The sequence below is a fragment of the Arthrobacter sp. P1_B4 genome (genome assembly GCF_056406555.1).
Genome location: NZ_JBFTZW010000001.1, coordinates 197,130 through 209,569, shown reverse-complemented (window position 1 = coordinate 209,569; position 12,440 = coordinate 197,130). Strand labels below are relative to the sequence as shown.

Below are 12,440 nucleotides of genomic sequence, written 5' to 3'. Positions count from 1 at the left end.
CGGCCTTTCTCGTCGGCGGGATTGCCCGCCCGCCGCTCGCTTCCGGGCGGCGTTCTTTAGCGGCGCTTCTTGGGGGAGCGCTTGACCGCTGCCTTGACCGCGGCCGTCGAAGCTGCGGCCGGCGCGGGATCTTCGGTTTCCGGTTCGGCCACCGTGCCGCGCACCTTCGCGATCGCCTTCATGCCGTGGTAGATCACCAGGGCCGCGGCCGAGCCGAGCGCAATCCCGGTGAACTTCAAGTCGCCGATGGTCCAGGTGTAGTCGGCAATCCCGACAATAAGGGCGACGGCGGCCGTGGTCAGGTTGATCGAGTTGGAGAAGTTCACCTTGTTCTGGACCCAGATTTTCACGCCCAGCACGCCGATCATGCCGTACAGCATCGTGGCCGCACCGCCCAGGACGCCGGCGGGGACCGTGGCGATAAGCTCGCCAAACTTCGGCGAGAAGCTCAGGATTACTGCGAAGCCGCCGGCTACCCAGTACGCCGCCGTCGAATACACCTTGGTGGCGGCCATGACGCCGATGTTCTCGGCGTAGGTGGTCGTCCCGGACCCGCCGCCAAGACCGGCAAGTACGGTGGCGGCGCCGTCGGCCAGCAGCGCGCGGCCGGAGACGCCGTCGAGGTTCTGCCCCGTCATGGCGGACACGGATTTCACGTGGCCGATGTTCTCTGCCACCAGCACCAGAACGACCGGCACGAAGAGGCCCACGACGCCGAGGTGGAATTCGGGGGTCTGGAAATGCGGCAGGCCCACCCACCCAGCACTGTCCACCTTGGAGAAGTCCACCTCGCCCCGGATCATCGCAACAAGGTAGCCCACCAGGACACCCACCAGGATGCTCAGCCGGCCCAGCATGCCGCGGAACAGCACGCTGACCACGATGATGACGGCCAGGGTGATGAAGGCGGTCACGGGGGCCTGGTCGAAGTTGGCCTTCGCCGCGGGTGCCAGGTTCAGGCCGATCAGCGCCACGATCGCGCCGGTCACGATCGGCGGCATGACCCGGTTGATCCAGCCGGCGCCGAACTTCTGCACCACGGCGCCGACGACGGCGAGGGTCGCGCCTGCCAGGACCACGCCGCCGAGTGCCCCGGGGACGCCGAACTGCTGCTGGGAAGCCATGATCGGCGCGATGAACGCGAAGCTGGAACCGAGGTAGCTGGGCACCCGCCCCTGCGTGATGACCAGGAACAGGAGCGTGCCAATGCCGGAGAAGAACAGGGTGGTGGCTGGCGGCATGCCCGTGATGATCGGGACCAGGAAGGTGGCACCGAACATGGCCACAACATGCTGCATCCCGATCCCCACCGTCAGGGGCCAGGTGAGCCGCTCATCCGGCCTGACGACCTCACCGGGGCGGACGGACTTGCCGTTGCCGTGGAGCTTCCATTTGGTGCCGAGCATGCTCATGCCGGGAGCCTTTCAGAGAATGTGGGGCGGGCGGGAAGGAATCTTCCCGAGCAACTTTACCGCGCGGCATTTCCCGGCCGTCCCGTCGGGCCGTCGTGCTGCGTGAGGGCCGGTGTGCCCGAGGTCACAGGGCGCAGCGGGAAGCAGGCGCCGTCCGTTGAAGTTGCAACTATTGATAGCAGGAGACGCCGGCCGCCCAAGAGTGCGCCGGCCCAGCGAAAGGGATGCCCATGACACTCGCCCACGATGAAGCAGTAATCGAGGCAGCCGCCGTCGACGCCATCTTTGCCGAAGCCCGCACGGCGAACGCCTTCACCGGCGACGTCACCGACGAGCAGGCCCGCGCGATTTACGAACTGACGAAGTTCGGCCCCACGGCGTTCAACTCCCAGCCGCTGCGCGTTACGTACGTGCGCTCCGACGAAGCCCGCGCCACGCTTGTTGATGCGCTGGCCGCCGGAAACCGCGCCAAGACGGCATCAGCGCCGCTCGTCGCGGTCCTGAGCTACGACACCGCCTGGCAGGACCAGTGGGACGCGTTCCTTCCCGGCTACAACGCACCCAAGGCCATGTATGACGCCGCGCCGGAACTCGCAGCGGCCACGGGCAACAACAACGCCCACCTGCAGGCCGGCTACTTCATCCTCGCGGTCCGCACCCTGGGCCTCGCGGCAGGTCCCATGACCGGTGCCGACTTCGCCAAGATCGACGCCGCGTTCTTCCCCGACGGGAGCCAGAAGAGCTTCCTGGTGGTCAACATCGGCCAGCCCGGGGCAGACGCCTGGGGCGAAGCGAAGCCGAAATTCGCCTACGAGGACGTCGTCCGCACCCTCTGACAGCCCCCGGCGCCGTTCTCCGGCACTGTCCTTCCGCGGAGGTGCCTGCGGCACTGTCTTCCCGCGGAGGTGCCTCCGGCACCATGGGGGACAGGCCGGAGGCACTCGGGATGCGATTCTGCGGTTCAGCGCAAGGCCCACATCCAGGGCCACTTCCCATTTTAGTCCGCGCCGTCGCCGCCGGCACTGTGAGTTTGCGGAGCCCGCCCGGCCCCGGAGGCGCCGCGGCGTGGCACACTTTTTCTCATGCGGAACCTGATCGCGGTGGCCTTCGTGGAACCGGTAGCCGAGGGGCTCGAGTTTCCCCGGGATGATTGGCCGCTGCACCTCACCCTGGTCAAATTCGACGTGGTCAAGGCCGGCGTCGTGCAGTCCGACGTCGTCGAACCCGGCCAGGAAACCCGCGCGGAACCCGCGCCGGGCACGCCGCCGGCCGCGGGCGATCCGCTCGCCGGCCACATCGCCGCCCTCATGGCGGACCCGGTGGCCGCTGCCCTGGGCTGCCGGATCAGCGTGGGCGGCGAAGCCGGGTTCGGGCGCGCAGGGTCAATCCCGGTCAACCTGATTGAACCCAACGACGAGCTGCAGGTCCTCCACAACGAGCTGGTCCGGATCGTGGATCAGCTGCCCGGCCGGATCTCCACGCCTGCCTTCACCCTGGAGGGGTACCGGCCGCACGTCTCGCACCACGGCGACAAACGGCTCCGGCAGGGCGACACGTTCGCGCTTGACCGAATAGCGCTCGTGGACATGGCGCCTGACGGCGGGCACGCCACGCGCCGGATCCTGAAGTTGTGGACTGTCGGCCAGGCGTAGGCGCCAGAACGGCGTCTGGGGAGGGCGCGACGTCATATCCGCGACGCCGGCGCTGGATTCCTGCGGACCGGGTGCCATACTTGGGTCAACTTCGGCAGCTATTCGACGGTAATTCGAAGACGAAGTGAGTATTTCGGGCAAGTCACAGCGGACCGGGGGGACCACTAAATGATGCTTGACGCCGCGACACTGCGGGTTGCCTTGGCGCTTGTCGACCTCACACTGCTCATGCTTTTCTACTTCATTACGTTCCGGCGTACCCGGTCGCACTACAGCGGCTGGTGGTGCGTGGCGCTCCTGCTGTTCCTGGTCGGCAACGCCGCGTACCTGCTGGAGGGTACAACGCAGCAGGGGTGGGCCATCCCTGCCGGCAACGTCCTGCTGGTCGCCGGTGCCGCCAGCATCTGGGCCGGCGGTCGATCCCTCCGCGCCCCCTCCCTCCGGCCTTGGCAGCTCGCGGCCGGTCCTGCCGCGACCGCCGTCGCTTCCTTCCTCGGCCACCCGGCCACCAACGTCTGGGCGGGAGGCCCGGTGTACCTGGGATTCATGGCCGTGTTGATCGGCCTGGCATCCCGGGAGCTGTTCCTGCTCGAGCGCGACTATTCGCGCGTCCACCGTCCCCTCGCCGTGGGCGCCGGCATCCTGGCCGTGTTCTACCTGGGCCGCCTCGTCGCTTTCCTGGCGAACGGACCGGACGGTGCCGTCTTCACGTCGGTGTTCGGCTCCGTCCCGATGACGGTCTTCTCGACGATCACGCTCGTGGTTGCTTCCTTCACCATGGCCGAGCTGAGCTACGAACAGCAGACCCAGGACCTCCGGGCACGGGCCACCGTGGACGGCCTCACGGGCCTGCTCAACCGTTCTGCGTTCCTGGACCTCGCCGAAAACGAACTGCGCCGTTTGCGCCGGACCGGCACCACGGCATCGATCATCCTCGCGGACTTGGACCACTTCAAGGCCATCAACGATCAGTTCGGCCACTCGGCCGGGGACTCCGCGCTGCAGGCCTTTGCCAGGGCCTGCTCCGGCACCGTCCGCTCCACCGACCTCGTGGGCCGTTACGGCGGCGAGGAATTCATCCTCCTGCTGCCTGGCGTCACGCCGGACAGGGCACGGGAAATCGCTGCCGACATCAGCGTCCGGCTCCATCAATTCGGGTCCGCAGTCATTCCCCGGCTGCCCACCGTGAGCTACGGCATCGCGTCCACCGGCGCCGGAGCGGGCAGCCTCGACGCCGCAGTGATCTCGGCCGACGCGGCCCTCTACCAGGCAAAGACGCTTGGCAGGGACCGCGCCGAGTTGGCCACCGGCGGCTGAACTACGAGATAACCCCGTCCACCAGCGCCTTCGCCTCGGCCTGGACCTGCTTGAGGTGCTCGGCACCCTTGAAGGACTCGGCGTAGATCTTGTAGACATCTTCCGTGCCGGAGGGCCGGGCTGCGAACCAGGCGTTTTCGGTAACGACCTTGAGGCCGCCAATCGCGGCCCCATTGCCCGGCGCCTCGGTCAGTTTGGCCGTGATCGTTTCGCCGGCCAGTTCGGTCGCGGTAACGTCCGACGGCGAGAGCTTGCCCAGCGCCGCCTTCTGCTCCCGGGTGGCGGCCGCGTCGATCCGGGCGTAGACGGGGTCGCCGAACTGGTCGGTGAGGCCCTTGTACAGCTGCGACGGTGATTTGCCCGTCACCGCCGTGATCTCCGAGGCCAGCAGGGCCAGCAGGATGCCATCCTTGTCGGTGGTCCAGACGCTCCCGTCCATCTTGTTAAAGGAGGCGCCGGCGGATTCCTCGCCGCCGAAGGCGCCCTCTCCGGACAGCAGCCCGGGGACGAACCACTTGAAGCCCACGGGCACTTCGACAAGTTTGCGGCCCAGGCTCTCGGCCACGCGGTCGATGATGGATGAGGAAACCAGGGTCTTGCCGATCACGGACTGCGGGTTCCAGCCGGTCCGGTGCCGGTACAGATAATCGATGGCGACGGCGAGGTAGTGGTTCGGGTTCATCAGCCCGCCGTCCGGGGTGACGATTCCGTGGCGGTCGGCGTCGGCGTCGTTGCCGGTGGCGACGTCGAACTTGGCGCCGTCGGACATGCGGTTGATCAGGGACGCCATCGCCGACGGCGAGGAGCAATCCATCCGGATCTTCTCGTCCCAGTCCAGCGTCATGAAAGCCCACTGCGGGTCGACGGTGGGGTTGACCACGGTGAGGTTCAGGTGGTGGCGCTCACCGATCTCGCCCCAGTAGTCCACCGACGCTCCGCCCATCGGGTCGGCGCCGATCCGGACGCCCGCCTCGCGGATCGCGTTGAGATCCAGTACCGAGGGGAGGTCGTCGACGTAGCTGCTCAGGAAGTCGAACTTGCCGGTGGTCCCGGCGGCCAGGGCCTCGGCCACCGGAATCCGCTTGACGCCGCGCAGGCCGTTTTCCAGCAGCTCGTTGGCTCGGTTGGCGATCCAGCCGGTGGCGTCGGTGTCCGCGGGGCCGCCGTGCGGAGGGTTGTACTTGAATCCGCCGTCGCCCGGGGGGTTGTGGCTGGGGGTCACCACGATGCCGTCGGCCTGCGGCGCGCCAAGGGCGGCATTGCGGTTGTGCGTCAGGATGGCGTGGCTCAGGGCAGGGGTGGGCGTGTAGCCGTGGCGGGCGTCGATGAGGACGTGCACGCCGTTGGCGGCCAGCACCTCAAGGGCGGAGTTTTGTGCGGGCTCGCTCAGGCCATGGGTGTCCTTGGCCATATAGAGGGGGCCGGTGATGCCCTGGCCTGCCCGGTATTCCACGATCGCCTGCGTGATGGCGAGGATGTGGGGTTCGTTAAAGGACGCCTTCAGGCTCGATCCACGATGCCCGGAGGTGCCGAAGGCCACCCGCTGGCCCGGGTCCGAGAGGTCCGGCGAAACGTCGTAGTACGCATCCAAAAGCGCAGTGAGGTCAACAAGGTCTTGGGGTTGGGCAACTGTGCCCGCGCGGCTAGCCATGGCACCAGCATGCCAGACGAGGGCGGGCTGCAACACGGTTTCGCGCCAAACCCGCTCCTGTGACGAAAGAAAACCCGCCAATAGGCCCGGTCCCAAGCCAACCGTGCGGCGGTACTCTGGATCCAGGGACTTCTTGAGGGGACAAGCCATGACTGAACAGCCAAAACAAGGCAAAGACGAGACCCCGGAGGGCTACCAGCCGACCCTGCGCCTCCCGGACCAGCAACCCGACGTTCCGCCGGGGCAGACACCACCCGCCGGCCAGGACCAGGGACCGTCGGCGACGCAGCAGTTCGCGCAACCCGAATCCCCGCAGCGGCCCTACCCGGGCCAGCAGCCTCACACAGGCCAGCAGCCCGACACGGGGGAGCAGCCTCACGTCGGACAGCAGCCCTACACCGGACAACAGCCCTACACCGGCCAGGCGGCACCTGACCGCGGCCAGCACTCAAGCCCGTACCCCCCGATCTACAGCCAGCCGTCCGCCCCGTATGGCCAGCCGTCGCCGTATGCCCAGCCGGGCAGCCCCAACGCCTACGGCCAGCCCGCGTACTACGGCGCGCCGCCGTCGCCCAAGAGTCTGAGCATCGCCAGCATGTGCTGCGGCATCGCCGCACTGGTGGGATTCGGGTTTTTCCTGCTCCCGCAGCTGGCCGCCGTGATTCTGGGGCACCTGGCCCTGCGGCGCGAACCGGCCGGCCGGGGCATGGCGATCGCCGGCCTGGTGATGGGTTACGTGGGCATCGCCGTGACCATCCTGGTCCTGGTCATTTTCGGACTGGTCATCGGCACCGCGCGCAACAGCGGGTACGGAGCCTAGGTCTGCCCTGTGCCGCCGGAGCCGCGCCTGGTCAGGCTGTCAGAGCAGCCACCAAGGGCTGCGCGTTGGCCTCAAGCCAAGCGCGCCGGCGGTTGATCTGGCCGCCCACGCCGTCCTGCCACATCCGCGCCCAGCCGCCGCCCAGGGCCGCGGCGTTGTGCCGCATCCGCTCGTAGCTGAGCGCCGCGGCGTCGATCCCGGCGCCGGGAACCCGGCGTCGTTCATCCTCGCTCCAGCCGTAGGCGTCGGCGAAGATGCGCAGCCGGCGGAACGGATTCTGGTCTTCCCAGCCCGGCCACGCATCTGACGGGTCGCGGAGCGGCACCCAGTGCATGGCGGTGTTGAGCGAATCGTGAAGTGCCGTGGCGGGTCCGGCGAGGTCAAAATCCACCAGTCCCGCGGCCAGGCCGTCCCGGACCACCACGTTCTGGGGTGTCACGTCCAGGTGGCAGATGAGTCCGGCGGCGTCGGTGGGGTTAGGCCGGACCGGCCGGGGCGGGAACGCGTGGGCCCGCGGCACGAAGCCGGCGGACGCGGTGTGCAGGCGCCGCACCAGGCGGGCCACGGAGGCCAGCAGTTCCTCGGACTGCACCCAGGATTCCGGCGGCGACCCGGCGCAGTCTCCCGGCACGAAGGTCAGGACGTCCCGGCCCTGCGGGTCGCGGCCGAGGAAGCGGGGGGAGCCCTCAAAACCGGCGTCGTCCAGCCAGTCGAGGTACTCGGCGACGGCGAGGGATTGCGGCTGGTGCGGGCGGCGGATGGTTCCGCCAACCCGCACCACGCCGTCGGTGACATCGCCTGCCGGCATGAGTTCGACGTCGGACGCCTCGCCGGGGGCGGGGGTGTAGACGCGCGAAGCAACCGGAACGCGATGTGCGGTGCTCATCGGGTCAGCGTACGCCGCCCATGAGCTTCTTGATCGCCGGGGAGGCGACCGCCAGGCCCACAGCCAGCAGCATTGCGGTTCCGCCGATGCCGATGAAGTAGGGCAGCTCGTCCTGCGGGTTGTACAGACCGGACAGGATACCGGCCAGGGTGGTGCCCAGGGACACGGACAGGAAGAACAGTGCCACCATCTGGGTGTGGAAGGCCTTCGGCGCCAGCTTGGTGGTCACAGACAGGCCGATGGGGGAGAGGAACAGCTCTGCAAGCGTGAACAGAAGCAGGATTCCGACCAGGGCCAGCAGAGGGGTCTTGCCACCGCCGGCCAGCGGAATGAAGGCCAGGAACGCAAGGCCCATCACGAACAGGCCGATCGAGAACTTCAGGGCCGAACCGGGCTGCTTGCGGCCGAGCCGGGTCCAGAGGGCGGCCATGATGCCGGCGAAAATGATGATGAACACCGGGTTGATGGACTGGACCCAGGCGGCAGGCATTTCCCAGCCGAACAGGTTCCGGTCCAGCTTCTCCTCCGAGTACACGGCGATGAAGGTGAACTGCTGCTGGAACAGGGCCCAGAACGCGGCGGAGGCGATGTACAGCGGGATGAATGCTGCGACCCGTCCGCGCTCGGTGGGGGTGACCTTCTTGCTGCTGAAGATCAGCGCGAAGTACAGCACCGACGCGCCGATTGCGGCGTAGGCCATGGACATGGCCAGGTTTTCGGCGTTCACCGTGCCGGTCACGAGCAGCACGGCGATGATCAGGGCGATGCCGGCGAAGACGAGGCCGTAGCGGGTGCGCTGGGCGGCCGGGAGCGGGTTCGGTACCCGGTGTGCTTCTTCGGGCAGCTTCTTGCGGCCCAGCGAGTAGATGACAAGTCCTATGGCCATGCCGACGGCGGCGGCGCCGAAGCCCCAGTGGAAGCCCTGGCTTTCCTGCAGCCAGCCGGTGACCAGCGGGCCGATCAGCGCACCGGCGTTGATGCCCATGTAGAAGATGGAGAACCCGGCGTCGCGGCGTTCGTCCTTCTCCCCATACAGGCTGCCGACGAGGGCGGTGGCATTGGCCTTCAGACCGCCGGAGCCGACGCCCACCAGCACCAGTCCGGCGATCAGGCCGGGTATACCGGGCACGAGTGCCAGCCCGATGTGGCCGGCCATGATCAGGACGGCCGCGCCGAACAGCACCCGCTCGGACCCGAAGAGCCGGTCCGCGAGCCAGGCGCCGAGGATTGTGGAGAGGTAGACGCCGCCACCGTAGGCGCCGACGAGGCCGGCCGCCAAAGCTTGTGGGATCTCAAGGCCGCCCTGGGCAGCCGTGAAGTACATGTAGTAAAGGAGGATCCCCTGCATTCCGTAGAAGGAGAAGCGCTCCCACATCTCTACGGAGAAAAGGCTGGCCAGCATCTTTGGGTGGCCAAAAAACGAGGTGTCGCCCGGTGTTTTGGTGGGGGGACGTAACGAGGGATCGCCCGGCGTTATAGCGGGGGGATTGGATAAATGAGTTGTGCTCATTTACTTAATGGTGACATTGTGACGCGCGATTGTCACATTCGAGCAGGCCCGAGGCAAGCAGCCCGGATGGTGTTTTGTCTCTCTTTCGCCTCTCTTTCCGCCGGTTCGCGGGGTGTTCCGGGCTGGGCGGTCGTGTCCTAGACGGGCTTGCCGGCGGGCTCCTGGGCGGGCTCGCCGGCGTCGAACATAATGATCTGCCGGATGGCGTGGCCGTCTGCCAGCTGGTCCATGGCCCGGTTGATATCGGCCAGGGCGATGCGGTCCGAGATCAGCTCCTCGACGGGCAGTTTCCCGTCCCGCCACAACTGGGCGTATTTCGGGATGTCGCGCGACGGGACGGCGGAGCCCAGGTAGCTGCCCACGATCGTCCGGGCTTCGGCGGTGACGGTCAGCGGTGCCAGCTGGGCGYGGGCCTCGGGGGAGGGCAGTCCGGCCGTGACGGTGGTGCCGCCGGGGGAGGTGGCGGCAAAAGCGGTCTCGAACGCGCGGGGATTTCCCGCGCACTCGATCACGAACCTGGCTTTGACCCCGGCGTCGAGGACCTGCTGCGGGGTGTATGTCTCGTGGGCGCCGAGGCGGCGGGCGTGATCGAGTTTCTGCTCCAGCGTGTCCACGGCGATGATCCGCGAGATTCCTTGCGAGACGGCGGTGATGAGCGCTGCCATCCCCACCCCGCCGAGGCCGACGATCATGATGCTGTCCTGCGGGCGGGGCCGGGCCGCGTTGAGCACCGCGCCGCCGCCGGTCAGCACGGCGCAGCCCAGCACTGCCGCAATGTCCGCGGGGATGTCGTCGTCCACCGGCACGGCGGAAGCGCGGTCCACGACGGCGTGGGTGGCGAAGCCTGAGACGCCCAGGTGGTGGTGGACGGGCTCGCCGTCGCGGCTCAGGAGCCGGGATCCGTGCAGCAGGGTCCCGTCGTTGTTGCTCTTGGACCCTGCCGTGCAGGGCAGCCGGCCGTCCTCGGCGCAGTTCGCGCAGTGCTCGCAGCGGGGCAGGAAGGACATGACCACCCGCTGGCCGGGCTGCAGGTCCGTGACGCCGGAACCGACCGTCACGATGCGGCCCGCGGCCTCGTGGCCCAGCAGCATGGGTACCGGCCGGACCCTGTTGCCGTCGACGACGCTCAGGTCCGAGTGGCAGATTCCGGCGGCCTCCATCCGGACAAGGATCTCGGTGGGCCCGGGAGCCGCCAGTTCCAGCTCGGAGATGCTGATCGGCCTGGACTCCGCGAAGGGGCGGGAGCGGCCGATTTCCTCAAGTACTGCACCGGTGATCTTCATCGATCCTCTTTCGCGGCCTGGTCGGGTTTGAGTGAACGATAGCCGCCTGCCGCCGTCAGCGTCCATTTGGGGGAGGGGGAGGTCCGACGGCGGCCGCGGGCTTGGGGTGGCTGGTTTCCAGTGCCTCGCCGGGGGACATGCCCGTTCTTGGTGCCCGGGGGCATTATGTCCACCCGCCTCGGCCGCGGGCGGACATGTCGGTGATGAGCACTGGGCATGTCCATTGCGCGGCGTGAGGGGCGGGCGGGTCCGGTGCACGGCCTGAGGAACGGGCACGTCCCGACTGGTGGAGGGCGGACATGTCCGGTGCCCGGTGTGAGTTCCGGGCATGTCCATTGCGCGGCGTCAGGAGTGGGCATGTCCCCGGGTGAGTGCCGGGTCCGCGGCTAGAAGCCCAATTGGGCGGCCACCTGCAGCAGGAGCCCCTCGGAGCCCATCGGCCCGATCAGCTGGATGCCCATCGGCAGGCCGGAACCAGGGGCGCCGCCGGTCCAGTGCACCGGGATGCTGATGGCCGGCAGCCCGCAGGCGTTGACCATGGATGACCACGGCGCGTACTCGCACTGCTTGCGGTAGTCGCCGTCGGCGTCGCCCGCCCATTCCGGGGCCGGCCAGTAGCCTCCGCCGTGGGTCGCGCCCGTGAACCAGCCCACCGGGCGGGGTGTCTGCGCCAGGGCCGGCGTCACTATGAGGTCCCATTGGGCGTACTGGACAATCGTGTCCTGCTGGAACTGCCGGAGGAACCCGAGGGATTCGTTGAGTTTGGCTGCACTGCGCTGCTGTGCCCGCCGGCGGAAGGTCCTGGTGAGCGGCGTCAGGAGCGCCTCGCGCTGCGGCGAGATGCGCGCGCTGCCAATGCCGGCCGTCCAGGCTGTGGTGAAAGCATCCGGGTAGCGGTTGTCGTAGCGAATCGGGGCTTCCATGGCCTCGTGCCCCGCCGCCTCCAGCCGCGAGATGCCGTCCGCGAGTGCGTCGAGCGCCTCACTGTCTGGGATGAAGGGAAACTTCGCTTGCCACGGGCTGTCGAGACTGATGCCGATCCTCAGCGGTCGGGGCTCCCTGGCGGTCAGCTCGAGGTAGCTGGCGTGCGCCCGGCCGCCCATGCCCGGACCGCCCGCACCCTGTCCGCCCGCACCCTGATAGTCCGGGCCCGGCACCAGGGCATCCAGCAGCAGCGCGGCGTCGGCGGCGGAGCGGGCGAGCGGTCCGGCAACCACGAGCTGCGCGGGATCGCCCGAGCTTTCCCCGGCCGGCACCAGCCCACGTCCGGGCTTCAACCCGACCAGCCCGCATGCCGCGGCAGGGATCCGCACGGAGCCGCCGCCGTCGGACCCTGGGGCGAACGGCAACAGCCCCGCGGCCACCGCGGCAGCGCTGCCGCCCGAGGAGCCGCCCGAACTGCGGCTGAGTGCATACGGATTGCGCGACGGCGGGGCGATCCGGTTCTCGCTGTAGGCGGTCAGGCCGAACTCCGGGACCTGTGTCTTGCCCAGCGAGAGGACCCCGGCGGCCTTGAGCGCGGCGGGAACTGCGCCGTCGGCCAGGGCCGGCTTGCGTTCCAGGGCCGCACTTCCATGCGTGGTGACGACCCCTGCCACATCCGTCAGGTCCTTGAAGGCGACCGGCATTCCATGCAGCGGGACCAAGGCGCCGCCGTTGCGGCTCCGGAGGGCGTAGCGCCGGTCAGCTGCCCTGGCGTCTTTCCGCGCCTGTTCCGCGGTGACCGTGATGAAAGCACCGAGGTGCGGGTTCTGGGCTTCGATCCGGTCCAGGAAATGATCGGCGGCGGCCCTGGCGGACAGCTCCCCGGAACGGAGCGCATCGCGGAGCTCGACGGCGGAGAGTTCGTGGATTTCAGCCAAGGAGGCGGGACTCCGGCCGTACCTGGGGCCGCGCGGGCCGGCTACCC

10 protein-coding genes are annotated in these 12,440 nt (G+C 68.5%); 4 read left to right on the top strand and 6 right to left on the bottom strand.

Features of this window, described 5'->3' with window-relative positions:
• Window positions 1-56: 56 nt before the first annotated feature.
• Window positions 57-1,412: a uracil-xanthine permease family protein gene (locus tag AC1D1W_RS00985; protein WP_476942707.1), complete on the bottom strand. Its 1,356-nt coding sequence runs from the start codon at window positions 1,410-1,412 to the stop codon at window positions 57-59.
• A gap of 230 nt (window positions 1,413-1,642) precedes the next feature.
• Here AC1D1W_RS00985 and AC1D1W_RS00980 point away from each other — a divergent pair, with 230 nt between their 5' ends.
• From AC1D1W_RS00980 to AC1D1W_RS00970, 3 genes are all read left to right on the top strand, one after another.
• Entirely contained in the window at window positions 1,643-2,248 is a 606-nt protein-coding gene (locus tag AC1D1W_RS00980) for a malonic semialdehyde reductase (RefSeq protein ID WP_476942706.1), read from the top strand.
• A 246-nt stretch (window positions 2,249-2,494) separates the two neighbouring features.
• Window positions 2,495-3,064 carry a hypothetical protein gene (locus AC1D1W_RS00975; RefSeq protein ID WP_243178291.1) on the top strand — a complete coding sequence of 190 codons (570 nt, stop codon included), beginning with the start codon at window positions 2,495-2,497 and terminating at the stop codon, window positions 3,062-3,064.
• Window positions 3,065-3,232: 168 nt separating this feature from the next.
• Complete coding sequence (locus AC1D1W_RS00970) at window positions 3,233-4,381, top strand: GGDEF domain-containing protein (protein ID WP_476942705.1); 1,149 nt, start codon at window positions 3,233-3,235, stop codon at window positions 4,379-4,381.
• A 1-nt stretch (window position 4,382) separates the two neighbouring features.
• On the opposite strand, the gene pgm is transcribed toward AC1D1W_RS00970, so the two are convergent.
• The gene (gene pgm, locus AC1D1W_RS00965) at window positions 4,383-6,032 is read right to left on the bottom strand and encodes a phosphoglucomutase (alpha-D-glucose-1,6-bisphosphate-dependent) (protein ID WP_476942704.1); all 1,650 of its coding nucleotides are present in this window, start codon (window positions 6,030-6,032) and stop codon (window positions 4,383-4,385) included.
• Window positions 6,033-6,180: 148 nt separating this feature from the next.
• On the opposite strand from pgm, the gene AC1D1W_RS00960 reads away from it, so the two are divergent.
• On the top strand, window positions 6,181-6,852 hold the full coding sequence (locus AC1D1W_RS00960) for a DUF4190 domain-containing protein (RefSeq protein ID WP_476942703.1): 672 nt from the start codon (window positions 6,181-6,183) through the stop codon (window positions 6,850-6,852).
• Window positions 6,853-6,883: 31 nt separating this feature from the next.
• On the opposite strand, the gene AC1D1W_RS00955 is transcribed toward AC1D1W_RS00960, so the two are convergent.
• The 4 genes from AC1D1W_RS00955 to AC1D1W_RS00940 all read right to left on the bottom strand — a co-directional run bounded on the left by AC1D1W_RS00955 (window position 6,884) and on the right by AC1D1W_RS00940 (window position 12,393).
• Complete coding sequence (locus AC1D1W_RS00955; RefSeq protein WP_476942702.1) at window positions 6,884-7,738, bottom strand: phosphotransferase; 855 nt, start codon at window positions 7,736-7,738, stop codon at window positions 6,884-6,886.
• A gap of 4 nt (window positions 7,739-7,742) precedes the next feature.
• Window positions 7,743-9,248 (bottom strand): peptide MFS transporter, encoded by a 1,506-nt coding sequence (locus tag AC1D1W_RS00950; protein WP_216699111.1) that lies wholly within the window; start codon window positions 9,246-9,248, stop codon window positions 7,743-7,745.
• Window positions 9,249-9,385: 137 nt separating this feature from the next.
• Window positions 9,386-10,531 (bottom strand): alcohol dehydrogenase catalytic domain-containing protein, encoded by a 1,146-nt coding sequence (locus AC1D1W_RS00945; RefSeq protein ID WP_476942701.1) that lies wholly within the window; start codon window positions 10,529-10,531, stop codon window positions 9,386-9,388.
• 386 nt (window positions 10,532-10,917) lie between these two features.
• A complete protein-coding gene (locus AC1D1W_RS00940; protein ID WP_476942700.1) occupies window positions 10,918-12,393 on the bottom strand; it encodes an amidase in 1,476 nt (491 codons plus the stop codon).
• Between the last annotated feature and the right edge of the window lie 47 nt (window positions 12,394-12,440).

Bases quoted from the DNA above. Each gene is read 5' to 3' on its own strand.
- AC1D1W_RS00960 (WP_476942703.1), top strand. From the start codon at position 6,181: ATGACTGAACAGCCAAAACAAGGCAAAGACGAGACCCCGGAGGGCTAC.
- AC1D1W_RS00955 (WP_476942702.1), bottom strand. From the start codon at position 7,738: ATGAGCACCGCACATCGCGTTCCGGTTGCTTCGCGCGTCTACACCCCC.
- AC1D1W_RS00975 (WP_243178291.1), top strand. From the start codon at position 2,495: ATGCGGAACCTGATCGCGGTGGCCTTCGTGGAACCGGTAGCCGAGGGG.
- AC1D1W_RS00970 (WP_476942705.1), top strand. From the start codon at position 3,233: ATGATGCTTGACGCCGCGACACTGCGGGTTGCCTTGGCGCTTGTCGAC.
- AC1D1W_RS00985 (WP_476942707.1), bottom strand. From the start codon at position 1,412: ATGAGCATGCTCGGCACCAAATGGAAGCTCCACGGCAACGGCAAGTCC.
- pgm (WP_476942704.1), bottom strand. From the start codon at position 6,032: ATGGCTAGCCGCGCGGGCACAGTTGCCCAACCCCAAGACCTTGTTGAC.
- AC1D1W_RS00950 (WP_216699111.1), bottom strand. From the start codon at position 9,248: ATGAGCACAACTCATTTATCCAATCCCCCCGCTATAACGCCGGGCGAT.
- AC1D1W_RS00980 (WP_476942706.1), top strand. From the start codon at position 1,643: ATGACACTCGCCCACGATGAAGCAGTAATCGAGGCAGCCGCCGTCGAC.